The organism is Nesterenkonia aethiopica (assembly GCF_039534665.1).
GTDB lineage: Bacteria > Actinomycetota > Actinomycetes > Actinomycetales > Micrococcaceae > Nesterenkonia > Nesterenkonia aethiopica.
Window position 1 is genome coordinate 189,678 of record NZ_BAAAVT010000004.1, and the last position, 20,141, is coordinate 209,818.

General features: G+C 70.2%; 16 protein-coding genes. 15 read left to right on the top strand and 1 reads right to left on the bottom strand.

Annotated features, from left to right (window positions below; all coding sequences use genetic code 11):
* The first annotated feature begins 90 nt into the window (after positions 1–90).
* The 13 genes from pyrR (at position 91) to ABD658_RS04305 (ending at position 15,159) form a co-directional block, all read left to right on the top strand.
* Entirely contained in the window at positions 91–666 is a 576-nt protein-coding gene (pyrR, locus tag ABD658_RS04245; RefSeq protein WP_344743955.1) for a bifunctional pyr operon transcriptional regulator/uracil phosphoribosyltransferase PyrR, read from the top strand.
* Entirely contained in the window at positions 663–1,652 is a 990-nt protein-coding gene (locus tag ABD658_RS04250) for an aspartate carbamoyltransferase catalytic subunit (protein WP_344685595.1), read from the top strand. The genes pyrR and ABD658_RS04250 overlap by 4 nt, the downstream gene beginning before the upstream one ends.
* On the top strand, positions 1,649–2,974 hold the full coding sequence (locus ABD658_RS04255) for a dihydroorotase (protein WP_344685598.1): 1,326 nt from the start codon (positions 1,649–1,651) through the stop codon (positions 2,972–2,974). The genes ABD658_RS04250 and ABD658_RS04255 overlap by 4 nt, the downstream gene beginning before the upstream one ends.
* A 6-nt stretch (positions 2,975–2,980) precedes the next feature.
* Positions 2,981–3,481: a PH-like domain-containing protein gene (locus tag ABD658_RS04260; protein ID WP_344685601.1), complete on the top strand. Its 501-nt coding sequence runs from the start codon at positions 2,981–2,983 to the stop codon at positions 3,479–3,481.
* A gap of 8 nt (positions 3,482–3,489) precedes the next feature.
* Positions 3,490–4,644 carry a glutamine-hydrolyzing carbamoyl-phosphate synthase small subunit gene (gene carA, locus ABD658_RS04265; RefSeq protein WP_070160269.1) on the top strand — a complete coding sequence of 385 codons (1,155 nt, stop codon included), beginning with the start codon at positions 3,490–3,492 and terminating at the stop codon, positions 4,642–4,644.
* Positions 4,637–7,942 carry a carbamoyl-phosphate synthase large subunit gene (gene carB, locus ABD658_RS04270; RefSeq protein WP_070160271.1) on the top strand — a complete coding sequence of 1,102 codons (3,306 nt, stop codon included), beginning with the start codon at positions 4,637–4,639 and terminating at the stop codon, positions 7,940–7,942. Before carA ends, carB begins: the two co-directional genes overlap by 8 nt.
* Complete coding sequence (pyrF, locus tag ABD658_RS04275; protein WP_344685607.1) at positions 7,939–8,787, top strand: orotidine-5'-phosphate decarboxylase; 849 nt, start codon at positions 7,939–7,941, stop codon at positions 8,785–8,787. Before carB ends, pyrF begins: the two co-directional genes overlap by 4 nt.
* 142 nt (positions 8,788–8,929) lie before the next feature.
* Complete coding sequence (gene mihF / locus ABD658_RS04280; RefSeq protein ID WP_070160275.1) at positions 8,930–9,250, top strand: integration host factor, actinobacterial type; 321 nt, start codon at positions 8,930–8,932, stop codon at positions 9,248–9,250.
* 195 nt (positions 9,251–9,445) lie between these two features.
* Entirely contained in the window at positions 9,446–10,015 is a 570-nt protein-coding gene (gmk, locus tag ABD658_RS04285; RefSeq protein ID WP_083277509.1) for a guanylate kinase, read from the top strand.
* A gap of 41 nt (positions 10,016–10,056) precedes the next feature.
* The gene (gene rpoZ / locus ABD658_RS04290; protein ID WP_070160277.1) at positions 10,057–10,320 is read left to right on the top strand and encodes a DNA-directed RNA polymerase subunit omega; all 264 of its coding nucleotides are present in this window, start codon (positions 10,057–10,059) and stop codon (positions 10,318–10,320) included.
* A 31-nt stretch (positions 10,321–10,351) separates the two neighbouring features.
* Complete coding sequence (gene coaBC / locus ABD658_RS04295) at positions 10,352–11,665, top strand: bifunctional phosphopantothenoylcysteine decarboxylase/phosphopantothenate--cysteine ligase CoaBC (protein ID WP_344685611.1); 1,314 nt, start codon at positions 10,352–10,354, stop codon at positions 11,663–11,665.
* A gap of 84 nt (positions 11,666–11,749) precedes the next feature.
* On the top strand, positions 11,750–12,949 hold the full coding sequence (metK, locus tag ABD658_RS04300) for a methionine adenosyltransferase (RefSeq protein ID WP_344685664.1): 1,200 nt from the start codon (positions 11,750–11,752) through the stop codon (positions 12,947–12,949).
* A gap of 218 nt (positions 12,950–13,167) precedes the next feature.
* The gene (locus tag ABD658_RS04305; protein ID WP_344685613.1) at positions 13,168–15,159 is read left to right on the top strand and encodes a primosomal protein N' family DNA-binding protein; all 1,992 of its coding nucleotides are present in this window, start codon (positions 13,168–13,170) and stop codon (positions 15,157–15,159) included.
* A 67-nt stretch (positions 15,160–15,226) separates the two neighbouring features.
* On the opposite strand, the gene ABD658_RS04310 is transcribed toward ABD658_RS04305, so the two are convergent.
* A complete protein-coding gene (locus tag ABD658_RS04310) occupies positions 15,227–16,198 on the bottom strand; it encodes an alpha/beta fold hydrolase (RefSeq protein ID WP_344685615.1) in 972 nt (323 codons plus the stop codon).
* Between the two features lie 273 nt (positions 16,199–16,471).
* On the opposite strand from ABD658_RS04310, the gene leuS reads away from it, so the two are divergent.
* Together leuS and ABD658_RS04320 are read left to right on the top strand one after the other, a co-directional pair.
* The gene (leuS, locus tag ABD658_RS04315) at positions 16,472–18,997 is read left to right on the top strand and encodes a leucine--tRNA ligase (RefSeq protein ID WP_344685617.1); all 2,526 of its coding nucleotides are present in this window, start codon (positions 16,472–16,474) and stop codon (positions 18,995–18,997) included.
* 142 nt (positions 18,998–19,139) lie between these two features.
* Positions 19,140–20,000, top strand: a complete 861-nt coding sequence (locus tag ABD658_RS04320; protein WP_344685619.1) for a DegV family protein — start codon at positions 19,140–19,142, stop codon at positions 19,998–20,000.
* The last annotated feature ends 141 nt before the right edge of the window (positions 20,001–20,141 follow it).

The following is a 20,141-nucleotide window of genomic DNA, read 5'->3' on the forward strand; positions in this document are numbered from 1 at the left end:
GGTTCCCGGGATCCGCTAGAGTGGGTCCGAACAGCTGAATATCCTGCTGTCTCCTTTAAGGATCGTCCCGTGAGGCGAGGAAGGAGTCGCCTGGTGACCACACCAGAGACCTCACAGGTCATGTCCGCCCCTGATATGGAGCGGGCACTGACGCGCATCGCGCACGAGATCGTCGAGGCCCATCGCGGCGTCGATGGTCTCCTGCTGCTCGGCATCCCCCGCAGGGGTGTCCCGTTGGCCCGTCGCCTGGGTGAACGGCTCGCCCGCATCGACGGGGCCTTCGACCCCGTGCGTGGGGTCGGCTCCCTCGACATCACCATGTATCGGGATGATCTGCGCACCGGCAGCGCACGCACCCCGGAGCCCACCCGGGTGCCCGAGGCCGGCGTCGACGACGCCACCGTCGTCCTGGTCGACGACGTGCTCTACTCCGGCCGCACCGTCCGCGCCGCGCTGGACGCCCTCTCCGCCCTCGGGCGCCCCCGTGCGGTGCGCCTGGCCGTCCTGGTGGACCGCGGCCACCGCGAGCTCCCGATCCGTGCCGATCACGTGGGCAAGAACCTGCCGACCTCCCGGGACGAACGGGTCTCGGTGCGCCTGGCCGACGTCGACGGCGTCGCCGCCGAGGACGAGGCCGTGCTCATCGAGAGGGGGCCACGCCCATGAGGCACCTGCTCTCCACCGCGGACCTGTCCCCCAGCGACGCGCTGAGCATCCTCGACACCGCCGAGGAGATGAGCGCGGTGGCCACCCGCGAGGTGAAGAAGCTCCCCACGCTGCGGGGTCGCACCGTGGTGAACCTCTTCTTCGAGGACTCCACGCGGACGCGGATCTCCTTCGAAGCCGCCGCGAAGCGACTCTCCGCGGACGTCATGAACTTCTCGGCGAAGGGCTCCTCCGTCTCCAAGGGCGAGTCGCTGAAGGACACCGTCCAGACCCTGGAGGCCATCGGAGCGGACGCGATCGTGATGCGCCATTGGGCCTCCGGCGCCGCGGCACAGCTGGCGGCCTCGGGTTGGACGGACTGCGCGGTGGTCAACGCCGGAGACGGCACCCATGAGCATCCCACACAGGCGCTGCTGGATGCGCTCACGCTGCGCCGAGGCTGGGCCGCTGGGCGGGGCCACGGGCCTCGTGGCACGGACCTGACCGGTATGCGGGTGCTGATCGTCGGGGACATCCTGCACTCTCGGGTCGCCCGCTCCGGCGTGTGGCTGCTGAACACTCTCGGCGCCGAGGTCGGCCTCGTCGCCCCGCCGACCCTGCTGCCTGTGGGTGTGGAGCAGTGGCCCGTCAGCGTGCACTACAGCTTCGACGAGGCGCTGGCCTCGGGACCGCACGCCGTGATGATGCTGCGCGTGCAGGCCGAACGCATGGGCGGAGCCTTCTTCCCCACACCGGCGGAGTACACGCGCCGGTGGGGCCTGACCGACGAGCGCCTCGCACGGGTGGAACGTCTCGACGGCCCCGGAGGGGACGGAGCCATGATCCTGCACCCTGGGCCGATGAACCGAGGCGTGGAGATCTCCGCAGCCGCCGCCGACTCTCCGCTGAACCGGGTGCTCGACCAGGTCTCGCACGGAGTCTCGGTGCGCATGGCGGTGCTGCACCTGCTGCTTTCACAGAGTCACGACGACGGGAGTTCCGCATGACCGACCACCTGATCCTCGGTGCCAAGATCCTCGGGGAGACGACTGCCGACCTGGTGCTGCGGGACGGGAAGATCGCCACTCTCGGGGCCGACACGGCCGCGCCGCGGGAGGGCGTGCCGCTGGAGACCATCGACGCCACCGGCCTCATCGCGCTCCCCGGCATGGTGGACCTGCACACGCACCTCCGCGAGCCCGGGCGCGAGGACGCCGAGACCGTGGAGACCGGCAGCCGCGCGGCCGCCCTGGGCGGCTTCACCGCCGTGCACGCCATGGCGAACTCCTCACCGGTGGCGGACACCGCCGGCGTCGTCGAACAGGTCCACCGTCTGGGGCTGGAGTCCGGTTGGACCGAGGTGCATCCCGTGGGGGCCGTCACGGTCGGGCTGGCCGGTGAGAACCTGGCTGAGCTGGGCGCGATGGCCGAGTCCTCCGCCCAGGTCCGGATGTTCTCCGACGACGGCATCTGCGTGCACAACCCGGTGCTGATGCGTCGGGCACTGGAGTACGTGAAGTCCTTCGACGGATTCGTGGCCCAGCACGCCCAGGAGCCGCTGCTCACCGAGGGTGCTCAGATGAATGAGGGCTGTGTGTCCTCGGTGCTGGGGCTTCCCGGCTGGCCGGCAGTGGCCGAAGAGGCGATCATCGCCCGTGACGTGCTGCTGGCTCAGCACGTGGAGTCGCGTCTCCATGTCTGCCACGTGTCCACGAAGGGGTCGGTGGAGATCATCCGCTGGGCCAAGGAGCGGGGCATCGACGTGACCGCCGAGGTCACTCCGCACCACCTGATCCTCACCGATGAGATGGTCCGCAGCTTCAACCCGGTGTACAAGGTCAATCCGCCGCTGCGCACGGCTGAGGACGTCCAGGCGCTGCGCGAGGCGCTGGCCGACGGCACGATCGACGTCGTCGGCACCGACCACGCCCCGCACCCCACGCAGCTCAAGGAGTGCGAGTGGCACCAGGCCGCGATGGGGATGACCGGGCTGGAGACGGCGCTCTCGGTGGTGCAGCACACGATGGTCGAGACCGGCATGATGGACTGGCGGCGCTTCGCGGAGGTCACCTCGGTGCGTCCGGCGGAGATCGCACGCCACGGGCACCAGGGCCGCCCGCTGGCCGTCGGCGAGCCTGCGAATCTGATCCTGGTGGACCCGCAGGCGCGCCGCACCGTGCGTCCTGAGGAGCATGCCACCAAGGGCCGGAACTCCCCGTTCTCCGGCATGGAGCTGCCGGGCCGGGTCCACTCCACCTTCCTGGCGGGACACCGCGTCGTCGCCGACGGTGCGCTGCAGACCTCGCTCACCGGCAGAGAGGCGGACTGACCCCGCATGACGCAGGTCTATCTGAACTACTTCTATGTGTCCTTCGCGATCATCGTGGCAGCTGCCCTGATGCTCTGGTGGGGCTGGCGAGGACGCAAGAGACGACAGGCCGGGCTGCCGGAGCCGGCCACGATCGTGCCGGAGATCATCGACGCCGAGCCGCTGGCCGCCGGCGAGGGCATGGTCATCGGCACGGTGAAGGCCTCGGACTACCTGGACCGCGTGGCCGTGCACGGCCTGGGGATCCGCACCGACGGTCGGATCGAGGTCCATGACCAGGGTGTGGCCGTGTTCCGTGCCGGAGCGCGGAACTATCTCATCACCCGAGACCAGCTGACCCATACGCGCACCGACCGCGGGGTGGTGGGTAAGTTCGTCGAGCGCGACGGCGCCCTCATCATCGGCTGGAAGCTGGGGGAGGAGTCCGTGGAGACGGCCTTCCGTGCGCGGCACGCCGAGGCCCATGAGCAGCTGCTGAGCCACTTGAAGAGACTGACCGAGGAGTGAACCCACCTATGAGCACCATCGATCCTGCCCTCCTCGTCCTCGAGGACGGCACCGTCCACGAGGGGACCGCCTACGGGGCCCGAGGCTCCCGTCTGGGGGAGGCGGTCTTCGCCACCGGCATGACCGGCTACCAGGAGACCCTCACCGACCCGTCGTACGCACGTCAGATCGTCGTGCAGACGGCCCCGCACATCGGAAACACCGGAGTCAACGACGAGGACCCGGAGTCCCGCCGGATCTGGGTGGCCGGCTATGTGGTCCGTGACGCCGCTCGACGTCCCTCGAACTGGCGCAGCCGACGCAGCCTGGACGAAGAGCTCGTCGCGCAGGACGTCGTCGGGATCCAGGGAGTGGACACCCGTGCGGTGACCCGTCATCTGCGCACCGCCGGCGCCATGAAGGCCGGCATCTTCTCCGGGGAGGCCGCTTCGCGTCCCGTGGCGGAGCTCGTCGACGAGGTCCGGTCCCAGCCGTCGATGAAGGGCGCACGCCTGGCCGAGGAGGTCACCACGGAGCAGGCCTACGTCGTGGAGCCGTCCGACCACGGCTGGCAGGGGGAGCCCCTCGCCGTCGTGGCCGCGCTCGACCTCGGCATCAAGACGATGACGCCGGTCCGCATGGCCGAGCGCGGGCTGCGCGTCCACGTCCTGCCGGCGACGGCGTCCTTCGCAGACATCGAGGCCGTCTCGCCCGACGGCGTGTTCCTCTCCAACGGCCCCGGGGACCCTGCCACGGCAGCCACCCAGGTGGGCCTGCTGCGGGAGGTCCTCGACGCCGGAGTGCCGTTCTTCGGGATCTGCTTCGGCAACCAGATCCTCGGCCGCGCGCTGGGCTTCGGCACCTACAAGCTGCCCTTCGGGCATCGCGGGATCAACCAGCCGGTCATGGACCATCTGACCGGCAAGGTGGAGATCACCTCGCAGAACCATGGCTTCGCGGTGGACGCACCCGTCGGGGAGACCACCACCGCCCCGGAGTCGCGATACGGCCGCGTGCAGGTCAGCCACTCCAGCCTCAACGACGGCGTCGTGGAGGGGCTGCGCTGCCTGGACATCCCGGCCTTCTCGGTGCAGTACCACCCGGAGGCCGCCGCCGGACCTCACGACTCCGCCTACCTCTTCGACCGCTTCGTCGAGCTGATGAAAGTGAAGGACAATGCCTAAGCGTCAAGACCTCAACTCCGTGCTGGTCATCGGCTCCGGCCCGATCGTCATCGGCCAGGCGGCAGAGTTCGACTACTCGGGGACCCAGGCCCTGCGCGTGCTCAAGGAAGAGGGCATCCGCGTCATCCTGGTCAACTCCAACCCGGCAACCATCATGACCGATCCGGAGTTCGCCGACGCCACGTATGTGGAGCCGATCAGCCCCGACGTCGTCGCCAAGATCATCGAGAAGGAGCGTCCCGACGCGATCCTGCCCACTTTGGGCGGGCAGACGGCGCTGAACACCGCCATCGCGCTGGACAAGGACGGCGTCCTGGAGAAGTACGGCGTGGAGCTGATCGGGGCGAACATCGCCGCCATCGAGCTCGGTGAGGACCGCGAGAAGTTCAAGGGCGTCGTGGAGCGCTCGGGCGGCGAGTCCGCCCGTTCGCGGATCGTCCATTCCATGGAGGAGGCGTTCGAGGCGGCCGAGGACCTCGGCTACCCGATGGTGGTGCGGCCGTCGTTCACCATGGGAGGGCTGGGGTCCGGGCTCGCCTACGACGCCGAGGACCTGCGGCGCATCGCCGGGACGGGACTGCAGTACAGCCCGACCACGGAGGTGCTCCTGGAGGAGTCGATCCTCGGGTGGAAGGAGTACGAGCTCGAGATGATGCGCGACGCCAACGACAACGTCGTGGTCGTCTGCTCGATCGAGAACCTCGACCCGGTGGGTGTGCACACCGGCGACTCCATCACCGTGGCCCCGGCGCTGACGCTGACCGACCGGGAATACCAGAAGCTGCGCGACATCGCGATCAACGTGATCCGCGAGGTCGGCGTCGACACGGGCGGCTGCAACATCCAGTTCGCAGTGGACCCGGCGACCGGGCGGGTGGTCGTCATCGAGATGAACCCCCGGGTCTCGCGCTCCTCAGCGCTGGCCTCGAAGGCGACCGGGTTCGCCATCGCCAAGATCGCCACGAAGCTCGCGGTGGGCTACACCCTCGACGAGATCCCCAACGACATCACCCGCAAGACCCCGGCGAGCTTCGAGCCCACGCTGGACTACGTGGTGGTGAAGGTCCCACGTTTCGCCTTCGAGAAGTTCCCGGCCGCCGACACCACGCTGACGACCACCATGAAGTCTGTCGGTGAGGCGATGGCCATCGGGCGGAACTTCAGCGAGGCGCTGCAGAAGGCCCAGCGGTCCCTGGAGCAGCGGGGCTCCGAGTTCGACTTCACCCCCGCCGGCCAGGAGGAGCTCGCCGAGCTGCTGGAGAAGATGGCCACGCCGACCACCGAGCGTATCCACCAGGTGCAGCGTGCGCTGCTCTCCGGGGCCAGCCTGGAGCAGGTGCACGAGATCACCGCCATCGACCCGTGGTTCCTGGACCAGCTGGAGCTGATCAACGAGACCGCCCAGACGATCGCTGAGGCACGTGAGCTCAGCCCGGAGGTGCTGCGCACCGCCAAGCGGCACGGCTTCTCGGACGAGCAGATCGGCGCCCTGCGCCACATGGACCCCGCCGTGGTGCGGGGTGTGCGCCACGCCCTGGGCATCCGGCCGGTCTTCAAGACGGTGGACACCTGTGCGGCCGAGTTCGAGGCCTACACGCCGTACCACTATTCGTCCTACGACCGTGAGGATGAGATCAGCGACCACGAGAAGCCCTCGGTCATCATTCTGGGCTCGGGGCCGAACCGGATCGGCCAGGGCATCGAGTTCGACTACTCCTGCGTGCATGCCACCATGGCGCTGCGGGATGCGGGCTACGAGACCGTCATGGTCAACTGCAACCCGGAGACCGTCTCCACCGACTACGACGTCTCCACACGGCTCTACTTCGAGCCGCTGACCCTGGAGGACGTCCTGGAGGTCATCGCCGCCGAGGAGCGGACCGGCGGCGTCCACGGGGTGTTCGTCCAGCTCGGCGGTCAGACGCCGCTGAAGCTCGCCCAGCAGCTGGCCGACGCCGGGGTGCCGATCCTGGGCACGTCGCCGGAGGCCATCGATCTGGCGGAGGACCGTGGCGAGTTCGACCAGGTGCTGCGGCAGGCCGGGCTCATCGCGCCGAAGAACGGCACGGCCGTGAGCTTCGAGGACGCCAAGCGGGTGGCCGACGGCATCGGCTATCCCGTGCTGGTGCGGCCCTCCTATGTGTTGGGCGGACGCGGCATGGAGATCGTCTACGACGAGCCCGGACTCGCCCGGTACATCGCCAACGCGACCGAGGTCACCCCGGAGCATCCCGTGCTGGTGGACCGGTTCCTGGAGGATGCGATCGAGGTCGACGTCGACGCCCTCTTCGACGGCCGGGACCTCTACCTGGGCGGTGTCATGGAGCACATCGAAGAGGCCGGGATCCACTCGGGCGACTCGGCCTGCGCCCTGCCTCCGATCACCCTGGGACCGGACGTGCTGGAGCGGGTCCGGGAGGCGACCGCCGCGATCGCCGCCGGCGTCGGGGTCCGTGGCCTGATCAACATCCAGTTCGCCGTCGCCTCCGACGTCCTCTACGTCATCGAAGCCAATCCGCGGGCCTCACGCACGGTGCCGTTCGTCTCCAAGGCCACCGGCGTGCAGCTGGCCAAGGCCGCCGCGCTGATCGGCACGGGCGTCTCGATCAGCGAGCTGCGGGCGGGCTCCGGCCACCCGGCAGGCGGGCTGCTGCCGACCTTCGGTGACGGATCCCTGCTGCCCCCGGGCGCCCCGGTGTCCGTCAAGGAGGCCGTACTGCCGTTCAACCGGTTCCGCACCCCTGAGGGGCGTGTGGTGGACTCGCTGCTGGGTCCGGAGATGCGCTCCACCGGTGAGGTCATGGGCATCGACAAGCACTTCGACACGGCCTTCGCGAAGTCTCAGCAGGCGGCGAGCAACCCGCTGCCGACCTCGGGCAAGGTCTTCGTCTCGGTGGCCAACCGGGACAAGCGCGCCGTCATCATGACCGTCAAGCGCCTGGTGGACCTCGGCTTCGAGGTCGTCTCCACCGGGGGCACCGCGGACGTGCTGCGGCGCAACGGCCTGAACCCCTCGGTGGTGCGCAAGATCGCCGACGCCCCGGGGGAGGGGGAGACCATCCTCGACCTCGTGGAGTCCGGGCAGATCGACCTGATCGTGAACACCCCCTCGGGCGGGGACGCCCGCAGCGACGGCTACGAGATCCGTGCGGCGGCGACGTCGGTGGGCACTCCGGTGATCACCACGGTGGCGGAGTTCGGCGCCGCGGTGCTGGCGATCGAGGCGCTGCGCCAGTTCAGCTGGTCGGTCACCTCCCTGCAGGACCACGCGGCACGGCTCGCGGAGCTCTCCTCATGAGCGAGCGCCCTCCGCAGTTCGGCGCACGGCTGGCCGAGGCGATCCGTCGCCACGGTCGGCTGTGCGTCGGCGTCGATCCGCACGCCGCTCTGCTGACTCAGTGGGGCCTGGCCGACGACGTCGCCGGGCTCCGGGAGTTCGGCCGCCGCGTGCTGGATGCCGCGGTGGGTCGGGTCGGCATCATCAAGCCGCAGGTCGCCTTCTTCGAGCGGTTCGGGCCTGCGGGCCTGAGCGTGCTGGCCGAGCTGCAGCAGGCCGCCCGCCGGGAGGGGCTGCTGGTGATCGCCGATGCGAAACGGGGCGACATCGGTTCGACGATGGCCGGCTACGCCGAGGCGTGGCTGGACCCCGACGCCGCCCTCGCCGCCGATGCGCTCACCGTCTCCCCCTACCTGGGCTTCGGTTCGCTGAGCCCCGCCGTCGAGGCGGCCCGCCGCCATGGCGCCGGGCTGTTCGTGCTGGCGCTGACCTCGAACCCCGAAGGGCGGGAGGTCCAGCTGGCACGGGACGCCCACGGGACGGTGGCCGCAGGCATCGCCGCTCAGGCCGCCGCGGAGAACGACGTGGTCGACGACGGCGCCCTGGGAGACATCGGCCTGGTGGTCGGCGCGACGACGGCGGGCCTGGCGGAAGAAGCAGGTGTCGACCTGACCGCAGGGGCGATGCCGCTGCTCGCTCCGGGATACGGGGCGCAGGGGGCGACGGCGCAGGACCTGCGGCGAGGCTTCGGCCCGGCTCACCGGCAGGTGGTCGTCAACTCCTCCCGGGGGATCCTCGCGCACGGACCCGACGTCGCCTCGCTGACCGCTGCGATCGACCGCACCGTGGCCGATCTGGGCGACTGACCGTCCAGGTCCGTCTGGACGCTCGACCGCGCCGCGTCCGGGGCTGTCGCCGCCTGATCTGGGGGAACTGGCTATTGCCCCTGGGCACAAATGAGGCTAGATTCTGCCACATGTCATAGGCGGCGCAGCAGAGGAGAACACCGTGGCCCTGCGAGAACTGAGCAAGGAAGAGCGCGACATCGCCCGGCAGAAGGCCCTCGCGGCCCGGATCGAGCGGGCCGAGCTGAAGGAGGCCTTCGGAGCGGGGAAGATCAGCTTCGACGACGTGCTGGCCAAGGCCGAGACCTCCGAGGCGGTGGCCCGGCTGAAGACTGTGGAGCTGCTGGAGGCGCTGCCCGGCGTGGGGAAGGTCACGGCCGCCCGGACGCTGGAGGATCTCGGGATCTCCGAGAACCGGCGCATCGGTGGACTCGGCGTCAAGCAGCGGACCGCTCTGGCCCGACATCTGGCTCAGCTGGCCTGAAGCGGCCCGCGTGCTGCCCCGCGTCTCGGTCGGCGGGGCCTCGTCCGGACGTTAGGATGGACGACATCCTGATGCCCAGGCTTGAGGTGCGTCGGTCCTGCTCCGGCCGGGACTGTTCCGCCTCGGCCCACCGACCACACCGAGGTTCCGCGGCCGCCGTCGAGCGGCTCGGACCGCGCCGAGGAGTCCACCGCAGTGAACGAGCCCAAGGTCACCGTGCTCGCAGGCCCCACGTCTGTGGGGAAGTCGACGATGAGCCGCTACATCCGAGAGAACTATCCGCAGGTCTGCTTCTCGGTCTCTGCGACGACCCGCGATCCGCGACCGGGGGAGGCTGACGGCGTCGACTATCATTTCGTCGCGCCCGAGCAGTTCGACCGCCTGGTGGAGGAGGGCGCCTTCCTCGAATGGGCCACCGTCCATGGGCGGCACCGCTACGGGACCCTGCGATCCACCGTGGAGGAGGCCCTGGGCCAGGGACGCAGCGTCCTGCTGGAGATCGACCTCCAGGGGGCCCGGCAGGTGCGGCGGACCATGCCCGAGGCGCAGTTCGTGTTCCTCTCGCCGCCGTCGTGGGACGAGATGGTGTCTCGCCTCACAGGGCGGGGTACGGAGGGGCCCGAGGAACAGCAGAGGCGCCTGGAAACCGCTAAGATGGAGCTTGCGGCAGAATCGGAGTTCGACGTCACCGTGATCAACGACGACCTCGACCGCGCCGCCGCCGAACTCGTCGCCCTCATGGGCTTCCAGAAGGACGCCGTCTGATCGACGGCCCACCACACGCGACCGACAAGGACCTTTCTTCCGTGACTGAGCAGCTCGAAGGCATCATCGACCCGCCGATCGACTCCCTGATGGGCAAGAGCGACTCGAAGTACGCCCTGGTGCTCTTCGCCGCCAAGCGCGCCCGCCAGATCAACGCCTACTACGCGCAGCTCCACGAGGGGCTCTTCGAGTACGTCGGCCCGCTGGTGGACACGAAGCTCAACGAGAAGCCTCTGTCCATCGCTCTGCGGGAGATCGACCAGGACCTGCTGGTCAACCACCCCGCCGAGAACCCGGCATCCTGACCCTACGGTCCGGAGAGCACCGATCGACCTGATGCGCATCGTCCTGGGAGTCAGCGGAGGCATCGCGGCCTACAAGGCCGTGCACCTGGTGCGACTGCTCCGTGAGGACGGCCATCAGGTCGACGTCGTTCCGACCGCCGCCGCGGAAGAGTTCGTGGGCCGTCCCACGTGGGAGGCCATCAGCGGGCGGAAGGTGAGCACCTCCGTCTTCTCTCATGTGGACGAGGTGCGGCATGTCCGCCTCGGCCAGGAGGCGGACCTGGTCGTGGTGGCACCGGCCACCGCCGACCTGATGGCCCGGGTGCGGGCCGGCATGGCCGATGATCTTCTCACGTCCACGCTGTTGGCCACCGAGGCGCCGGTGGTGCTCGTGCCGGCCATGCACACCGAGATGTGGCGCAACGCCGCCACTGCCGACAACGTCGAGACCCTGCGTCGGCGCGGGGTCGACGTCATGGAGCCCGCTGTCGGGCGGCTGACAGGCGCCGACTCGGGTCCGGGCCGGATGCCCGAGCCCCACGACATCCACGCGCACCTCCGCAGGGTCCTCGCCGAGGGCCCTGGTGACGCAGACCCGGGGCCGCCGTCGGGCGCCGTGACCCCGTCGGAGGGCCCGCTGTCCGGGCGGCGCGTCGTCGTCACCGCGGGGGGCACCCGCGAGCCGCTGGACCCTGTGCGATACCTGGGCAACCGCTCCTCCGGGAAACAGGGACTGGCACTGGCCGAGGCCGCGCTGGCCGCGGGTGCGCAGGTGCACCTCATCGCCGGGGTGATGGACGTCCCGGCACCGGCGGCTCAGGACAGGCTGACGGTGGAGACCGTCGAGACGGCCGAGGAGCTGCATGCCGCCGTCGAGTCCGCGGCCGCCGCAGCAGACCTGCTGCTCATGGCGGCGGCAGTCGCCGACTTCCGTCCGGCCGACTATGCCGAGGCCAAGATCAAGAAGACCGACGACGGCACGGACCCGGTCATCCACCTGCAGCGCAATCCGGACATCCTGGCCACGACGGTGCGGAGGCGCGCCGAGCGAGGGACCGGTCCCACCGTCATCGTCGGCTTCGCCGCCGAGACCGGCGACGCGGAGAACGATCCGCTGGACCTCGCACAGGCCAAACTGCTGCGCAAGGGATGCGAGCTGCTCGTGCTGAATCGTGTGGGCCGGAACCTGGTGTTCGGTCAGGACGACACAGAGATCCATATCCTGGCGTCCTTCGGCGTCCAGGGGCTCCTCGGTGATGCCGATCCGGTCCATGTGGTGGGCACCAAGCAGGAGGCCGCGCAGGCCGTGGTCGACCGTGCCGCGCAGCTGATCTCCCGCCGGGCGCGATCGCCTTACGCTCTGTGAAGCCGCTGGCTGACCGGCCAGCCTCGACGCTGGCCGCTCGCGTAGGATGAGCCGGTGACCAACACCAGCGCTGCCTCTTCTGACATGCCCCTGCCGCAGGGACTGCGGCTGTTCAGCTCCGAGTCCGTGACCATCGGTCACCCGGACAAGATCTGCGACCAGATCTCCGATGCGGTGCTCGATGCGATGCTCGCCGTAGACCCCGACTCTCGGGTCGCGGTGGAGACCCTCACCACCACCGGCCTGGTGCATGTCGCCGGGGAGGTCACCACCTCGGGGTATGTGGAGATCCCGCAGATCGTGCGCTCCACGCTGCTGGACATCGGCTACGACTCCTCGGCCAACGGCTTCGACGGCGCCCGCTGCGGCGTCTCGGTCAGCATCGGCCAGCAGTCCCCGGAGATCTTCGCCGGCGTGTTCAACTCGATGGAGGCCCGCAGCGGAGCCGAAGATCGCCGGGACGCCCAGGGAGCCGGCGACCAGGGCATCATGTTCGGCTACGCCACCAACGAGACGGACACCTATATGCCGACGCCCATCGCGCTGGCCCACCGTCTCTCGGCCCGGCTCACAGAGGTCCGGCAGACGGGTGAGCTGGACTATCTGCGCCCCGACGGCAAGACCCAGGTGACGGTCGGCTACGACGGCGCGCGACCCGTGAGCCTGGACACTGTGGTGGTCTCCACCCAGCACACGCAGGAGACCGCCCAGGAGCAGCTGCACGCTGACATGTCGGAGCACGTGGTGGCGCCGGTGATCGAGGCCTCCGGGCTGGACATCTCCGCGGTCTCCGAGATCATCAACCCCTCTGGGCCCTTCGTGGTCGGTGGTCCGGTGGGCGACGCCGGACTCACCGGCCGCAAGATCATCGTCGACACCTACGGCGGCTTCGCTCGGCACGGAGGCGGCGCGTTCTCCGGCAAGGACCCCTCCAAGGTGGACCGCTCGGCCGCCTACGCGATGCGCTGGGTGGCGAAGAACGTGGTCGCCGCCGGGCTGGCCGAGCGCGCCGAGATCCAGATCGCCTACGCCATCGGCCGGGCGCGTCCGGTGGGCATCTATGTGGAGACCTTCGGCACGGAGACGGTGGATCCGGCGCGCATCTCCGCGGCCATCGATGAGATCTTCGACCTCCGCCCGCTGGGGATCATCGAGGATCTGGACCTCAAGAGGCCCATCTATCGCGAGACCGCCCGCAACGGCCACTTCGGCCGTGAGGGCGAGAACTTCCCCTGGGAGCGTCTCGACCGTGTCGAGGCGCTGAAGTCGTACTTCGGCGCCTGAGGCCCGACGACCCTGCAGCACGCGGCCCCCGCCCACCCCAGGGCGGGGGCCGCGTGCTGTCCTCCCCGCCTCTGTGTCCGGTGCGGCCTCTGTGTCCGGTGCGGCCTCTGCCGTGCCTGCACCGGCACCAGACGGCCACCGGGGACTTCGTGCCTGTCAGCCCGGGCGCGTAGCATCATCCGGTGAACAGGTCCCAGTGCCGTGGAGGGAGACAGGCGATGACGGAGCGGGAGGACAGCCAGCCGGCGCTCCTCGACGCCCTGGCTCCGCCGCCGCCTGCGCGTCTGCCGGCGGGGGCGGCCCCGGAGCTGCCGGTGGCGCGGGTGCTGTTGGACTCCGGAGTCCCGCATCTGGACCGAACCTTCGACTATGTGGTGCCGCGGGACCACGACGCCGCCGTCGTGCCCGGGGGGAGGGTGAAGGTCCGTTTCTCCGGTCGCGAGATGCTGGGCTTCGTCGTCGAGCGCTGTGAGGCGGCGGAGACGGCGTCCCGGCTCTCTCTGATCCACAAGGTGGTCTCCGCGGTCCCGGTGCTGTCCCCGGAGGTGCTCCAGCTGGCCCGGCAGGTGGCCGAGCGCGGTGCCGGGGTCACCTCGGATGTGCTGCGGGCGGCGATCCCCCCGCGCGTGGCCCGGGTGGAGAAGGAGTTCGCCGGGCTGACCGCCCCGGATCCGGTGTTCGACCCCGAGACCCCGAGACCCCGCCAGGCGGCCCTGGCGCTGACCGGCTATGGGGAGCAGAGCTGGGTCGCCCAGATCCTGGACACGGTGCGTCGCTGCCTGGAGCAGGACGGCGATGCCGTGGTGGTCCTGCCCGATGCGCGCGACGTCGAGCAGGTGGCGGAGGCGCTCGAGCACGTGTGGGGCGCGGAGCAGGTGGCCCGGCTGACCGCCGACGTCGGCCCCACACCCCGATACCGGGCGTTCCTGCGCCTGCGCCACGGGCAGGCTCGCATCGCGGTGGGGACCCGGTCGGCCGTCTTCGCCCCGGTGCCGCGCCTGCGGCAGCTGATCGTGGTCGACGACGACGACCCTTCGCATGCCGAGCCGCGCGCGCCCTACCATCACGTGCGTGAGGTGGCGCTGCTGCGCACGGTGCTGACCGGATGCGGCCTGCTGTTCCTGTCCACCTCCCGCAGCCTGGAGGTGCAGCGCCTCGTGGAGCGCGGATGGCTCCAGGACGTCGCCCCGTCCCGCGAGTCTCGCAGGGAGGCCTCCCCGCTGATGATGGCCACCGCCGATTCTCACCACACGGAACGGGACCCGATGGCACGCGGGGCGCGGCTTCCGGCCGCGGCGTACCGCACGGCCCAGCAGGCTCTGCAGCACGGGCCGGTGCTGGTGCAGGTGGCACGGGCCGGCTTCGTCCCGGCGGTGCTGTGCGAGCGCTGCCGCGTCCGGCAGCAGTGTCCCAGCTGTCATGGGCCGCTGAGCCTGCCGCCCCACCATGAGCAGTCCCGGACCCTGAGGTGTCGCTGGTGCGGGCTGCATCAGCGGGGCCACCGCTGCGCGGAGTGCGGGCACGATCGCTTCCGGGCAGGTGTCAGGGGAGCGGACCGCACCGCGCATGAGCTTGGCCGGGCCTTCCCGAACACTACGGTGATCTCCTCCACCGGGGACCACCCGGTGCGTGAGGTCTCGGCGGCTCCGGCCGTGGTGGTGAGCACTCCCGGGGTGGAGCCCGTGGCCGCTGAAGGATATGCCGCCGCACTGCTCCTCGACGGGGACGCCCAGCTCAGCCGTGAGGGACTGGACGTGCCGCGCAGGGTCCTGGCTCGCTGGTTCCGTGCGGCGTCTCTGGTCCGGCCGCACGGAGCTGACCCGGCACGCTCGGGGGCGGTGGTGGTCACCGCGGAGGCCGAGGAGCTCACCGCGGCGCTGGTGCGCTGGGACCCGGTCACCTATGCCCGTCGGGAGCTCTACCGTCGGCTGGAGCTCGGTCTTCCCCCGGCGAAGCGCATGCTGAGCCTGACGGCGGAACCGGAGGAGGCCGAGGCCTTCATCCGGGCGGCGAACCTGCCCGAGGGCGTCAGCTGGATCGGGCCGAGCCCTCTCGAGGACGGTCGTCACCGGTACCTGCTGTTCTTCGGCTATGCGCAGGCCGCCGAGGTTGTTGAGGAGGTGCGGCGGCTGCGTCGCACCCAGAGCGCCCAGCGTGGGGATCGGGCCGTGCGGATCGCCGTGGACGACGTGGCGGCCCTGCAGGTCTGAGGCACTCCTCAGGGCTCGAGGACTGGGGGTGTCTGGCGGGACGCTGACACTCGGACGCTTGAGACCTTCAGAGCTCGCTGAGGAAGCGGCGGATGGCCCGGGCGGTCGGGGCAGGCTTCTCATAGTGCAGCAGATGGCCCACCCCGCGGAGGACCTCCAGTCGGGCCTGGGGGAGCAGTCGGGCGAGGCGCTGTCGTCCGCGCAGAGTGGAGAGCTGATCCTGCGCCCCGACCACCAGCAGGGTCGGCAGGTCCAGCTCGCGGGCGAACTGGGTCACGGTGGTGCGGCTGGAGGACCGGTAGGCCTGCAGGACGGTGTCCCGGTCGGCGAAGCCGCCGAAGTGCTCCCGGTGTTCACGGCGCACATGCTCGACCACGTCCCGGTCCCGCGACACGATCATGGTGAGATTCGTCACGGCAAGGATCAGGGGTGAGCGCAGCAGGGAGAGCGCCCAGTGCTCAGGCAGTCGGCCGCAGACCCGATAGTAGGCTTCCACGGCGACGGCGCCGGGCAGCAGCGACCCGGTGAAGACGTCGTCGCTGATCGGGTTGAGCAGTCCCAGCCCCGCCCAGCGTCGGCCCTCCGGGATGCCCTGCTGCCAGGCGGTGTGCGCCGCAGCGACGATGGATCCGAAGGAGTGGCCGACCAGGACGTCCTGGTCGTGGAGTGCCAGGGCCTGGGCCAGGGCCTCCACGACGCGCGCGTAGGTCTCGGCGTCGTGGACGCCGTGGGACAGCGGGGCGGTGGCGCCGAAGCCCGGCAGGTCGGGGACCAGCAGCTCCTGGTCGGGCAGGGCGTCGACGATCAGCTGCATCCCGTGGTGGTCGCCTCGGAAGCCATGGATGACCAGCAGCCGGCGCGCCGGCCCGGGGACCTGATGCCGGGCACGGTAGTGCCACAGGGTGATGTCAGCGGTCGCCGCGCGCCCGTCGGACAGGCGGACCCGCACGGGGACGGTGCGGCGTTCCCCTTCGCGACGTGGATGCGGCACCCAGGGAGCGGCGGGCAGGTCAGAGGAGGAAGGCGTCGACGGCGGCACCTCACCAGGGTAGCGGTGCGGGCGTCGGCGGCGTCGGCGGCGTCGGCGGCGTCGGCGGCATCGGCGGCATCGTCACTCAGGTCGGCATCGTCACTTAGACTGGGTGGGCCGGACGTCGTCTCTGAGGCCGGCGGTCGAACCCGACGGGATCGTGGGGCGGGACGAGGTCCTGCCTGCGACCGTGCTGGGTGAGCCGACCGCGGCGAGCCCCGTCCATGACGTCCCGAGATGCCCTTTGCCCGATCCCATCGAACGACCACGAGGTGCCCCCAGGTGAGCAACGCGAGCGGTTCCGCCGCGGCCCAGGCCGCGCAGGCCTCCGAGAAGCCCCAGCAGTATGACGTCGCCGAGATCGAGGCGCGCTGGCTGCCCTTCTGGGAGGAGGACGGCACGTTCGAGGTGGACCCCGACGACACTCGCGAGCGGCGCTATGTGCTGGACATGTTCCCGTACCCGTCGGGCGATCTGCACATGGGGCATGCCGAGGCCTTCGCCATCGGCGACATCCCGGCCCGCTATGCGCGGCTGCGTGGATACAACGTGCTGCACCCCATCGGCTGGGACTCCTTCGGACTTCCGGCGGAGAACGCGGCGATCAAGAACGACGCGCATCCGGCGGACTGGACCTACACCAACATCGACACCCAGGCGGCGTCCTTCAAACGCTATGCCATCAGTGCGGACTGGTCGCGGCGCCTGCACACCTCGGACGAGTCCTACTACCGGTGGACCCAGTGGCTGTTCCTGCAGTTCCACCGCCGGGGCCTGGCCTACCGCAAGGACTCCCCGGTGAACTGGTGCCCGAAGGACCAGACGGTGCTGGCCAATGAGCAGGTCGTCGACGGCGCCTGTGAGCGCTGCGGCACTCAGGTCACGAAGAAGGCCCTGAACCAGTGGTACTTCAAGATCACCGAGTACGCGGACCGGCTCCTCGACGACATGGATCAGCTGGCCGGACGATGGCCGGAGCGCGTGCTGAGCATGCAGCGCAACTGGATCGGCCGCTCCACCGGTGCGACGGTCCGGTACGAGGTCGAGCCTGCCGAGGGCGGCGCCGACGTCGAGCCGATCGAGGTCTTCACCACCCGCCCGGACACCCTGTACGGGGTGACGTTCATGGTGGTCGCCGCCGATGCGGCGCTGGCCGAGCAGCTGGTCACCGAGGAGCACCGGGAGGAGCTGGCGCGCTACCGCGCGGCGCTGGGCTCGGTCTCCGACATCGAGCGTCAGTCGGCCGACCGGGAGCGCACCGGCGTGTTTCTGGGCCGGTACGCGGCCCACCCGCTGACGGGAGAGCGTCTGCCCATCTGGGCCTCGGACTATGTGCTCGCAGACTACGGCACCGGCGCGGTCATGGCTGTGCCGGCCCATGATCAGCGGGACCTCGAGTTCGCCCGGACGATGGGGCTGGATGTCCGTGTCGTGGTGGACACCGGAGAAGAGGATCCCGCGGTCTCCGGCACGGCCACGGCCGGCGAAGGGACGTTGGTGAACTCCCCCGCCTGGGAGGGGCTGGGCAAGCAGGAGGCCATCGCTCGCGCGGTGGACGTCCTGGCGGAGCGCCAGCTCGGACAGGCCACGGTGAACTACCGGCTGCGCGACTGGCTGCTGTCCCGTCAGCGTTTCTGGGGCGCCCCGATCCCGATCGTGCACTGCCCCAGCTGCGGCGAGGTGCCGGTGCCCGAGGACGAGCTGCCGGTGCGGCTGCCGGCTGACCTGCGAGGCGAGCAGCTGGCTCCGAAGGGCCAGTCCCCGCTGGCCGCGGCGAGCGACTGGGTCACGGCGGACTGTCCGTCGTGCGGTGAGCCTGCCACCCGGGACACTGACACCATGGACACCTTCGTGGACTCCTCGTGGTACTTCCTGCGATTCCTGGACCCGCAGAACGACGAGCGCATCTTCGATTCGTCCGAGGCCGACCGATGGATGCCGGTGGACCAGTATGTGGGCGGCGTGGAGCACGCCATCCTCCATCTGCTCTATGCTCGCTTCTTCACCAAGGTCATCCATGACATGGGCCTGATCCGCTTCGACGAGCCCTTCAAGGCGCTGATGAACCAGGGCCAGGTGCTCAACGGCGGCAAGGCGATGTCGAAGTCGCTGGGCAACGGTGTCGACCTCGGTGAGCAGCTGGACGCCTACGGCGTCGACGCGGTCCGGCTGACCATGGTCTTCGCCTCACCGCCCGAGGACGATGTCGACTGGGCCGACGTCTCGCCGGCCGGGTCGGCGAAGTTCCTGGCCCGGGCGTGGCGTGTGGCCCAGGATGTGGCCAGCGCACCCGGCACGGATCCGACCAGCGGGACCGCAGCACTGCGTGCGGTCACCCACCGCACCGTCCACGAGGTGGAGCAGCTGGTCGAGGACCAGAAGTTCAACGTGGTCGTGGCGCGGCTCATGGAGCTGGTCAACGCCATCCGCAAGGAGATCGACTCCGGGGCCGGCGCGGCCGACGCCGCGGTGCGGGAAGGGGCGGAGGTCACCGCACAGATCCTGAGCCTCGTGGCGCCCTACACCGCTGAGGACATGTGGGCGATGCTCGGGAATGAGGCCTCCGTGGCGAACTCGACCTGGCCTACCGTCGATGAGGCTCTGCTGGTCGAGGACACGGTCACCGCCGTGGTGCAGGTCAAGGGCAAGCTGCGGGACAAGCTGGAGGTGTCCACGGACATCACGGCGGACGATCTCGAGGCCCGCGCACTGGCGCTGCCGAAGATCCAGAAGTACATCGAGGCCGACGGCGGGGTTCGCAAGGTGATCGTCCGGGCTCCGAAGCTCGTCAACGTCGTCACGGGCTGACCCGATGGACCAGGTCTCGCGGGAGCGCAGGGACCAGGGCCTGGCAGCCTGGATCCGGTCTTGTGAAGACGCCCTCACGGTCGGCGGACCCCGTCGATCCGGACTCTGGGGACCGCGGCGACGGCAGGGCGGCGTCGCAGTGGTGACGGATTCCTCCTGCTCGTTGCCCCCGGCCCTGCTGAACGCCGCCCGGCCCCCGGTGACCTCGGTGCCGATTCCCGTGATGATCGGTGATCAGATCTACGCGGGGGAGACCGGGGCGTCGGCAGGCGGCGGCGAAGGTGCCGAACTGGAGCGCGATCTGGCCCTTGCGGTCGCCCAGGGTGCACCGGTGCGCACCTCCCGTCCCTCTCCGGGCCGCCTCCTGCACGCGTTCCGCGCTGCCGAGGCGGCCGGCTGTGAGGGCATCGTGGCAGTGCACCTGTCCTCCAAGCTCTCCGGCACCGTGGACGCCGCGCGTCTGGCGGCCGAGGCCGCGGGCGTCCCGGTGCGTGTCGTCGACTCGCAGCTCACCGGAGCCGCACTGGGGGACGCCGTGCTGGACGCCGCCGCTGTGGCTGGTCGCGGTGGGTCGATCGACGCCGTCGCCGACGCGGCCGAGCGGTGCGCGCGTGGGGCGAGCGCTTTCTTTGTGGTGCCGAATCTGGAGCAGCTGCGGCGAGGCGGCCGGATCAATGCCCTGGCTTCCCTGGTGGGCGGCCTGCTTTGGGTGAAGCCTCTTCTGGGGCTTGAAGACGGCGAGGTGCAGCTGGTGGAGCGGCCCCGCACGATGCCGCGAGCGATGGAGCGGCTCATGGCCCGCGTGGAGGAGGCGGCCTCCGCGATGGACGACCCACGCCTGGTGGTCCACGGTTTCGGCAATCTTCCGGAGGCGCTCGAGCTGGCGGACCGGGTCTCGGGACTCTCGGCCCGGCCGGTGCCGGTGGTCGACCTGCCTCCCTCGCTCGCAGCGCATCTCGGACTGGGGGCGCTGGCGGTGTGCCTGACGCCGTCGCCGCGGTGAGGGGCCGAGCACGACCCTGTCCTGAGGAGGCCGGCGTCGACCGAGGGCGCCTGAGTCACAGTGTCCTCCCCTGTGGTGTCCTCCACAGCGGGGTTCTCTGCGGGACTGACACGCCGACGTCTCCACATCCTTCGGGGCGCG

Bases quoted from the DNA above. Each gene is read 5' to 3' on its own strand.
- ABD658_RS04255 (WP_344685598.1), top strand. From the start codon at position 1,649: ATGACCGACCACCTGATCCTCGGTGCCAAGATCCTCGGGGAGACGACT.
- ABD658_RS04250 (WP_344685595.1), top strand. From the start codon at position 663: ATGAGGCACCTGCTCTCCACCGCGGACCTGTCCCCCAGCGACGCGCTG.
- coaBC (WP_344685611.1), top strand. From the start codon at position 10,352: ATGCGCATCGTCCTGGGAGTCAGCGGAGGCATCGCGGCCTACAAGGCC.
- carA (WP_070160269.1), top strand. From the start codon at position 3,490: ATGAGCACCATCGATCCTGCCCTCCTCGTCCTCGAGGACGGCACCGTC.
- metK (WP_344685664.1), top strand. From the start codon at position 11,750: ATGCCCCTGCCGCAGGGACTGCGGCTGTTCAGCTCCGAGTCCGTGACC.
- ABD658_RS04260 (WP_344685601.1), top strand. From the start codon at position 2,981: ATGACGCAGGTCTATCTGAACTACTTCTATGTGTCCTTCGCGATCATC.
- ABD658_RS04305 (WP_344685613.1), top strand. From the start codon at position 13,168: ATGACGGAGCGGGAGGACAGCCAGCCGGCGCTCCTCGACGCCCTGGCT.
- pyrF (WP_344685607.1), top strand. From the start codon at position 7,939: ATGAGCGAGCGCCCTCCGCAGTTCGGCGCACGGCTGGCCGAGGCGATC.
- carB (WP_070160271.1), top strand. From the start codon at position 4,637: ATGCCTAAGCGTCAAGACCTCAACTCCGTGCTGGTCATCGGCTCCGGC.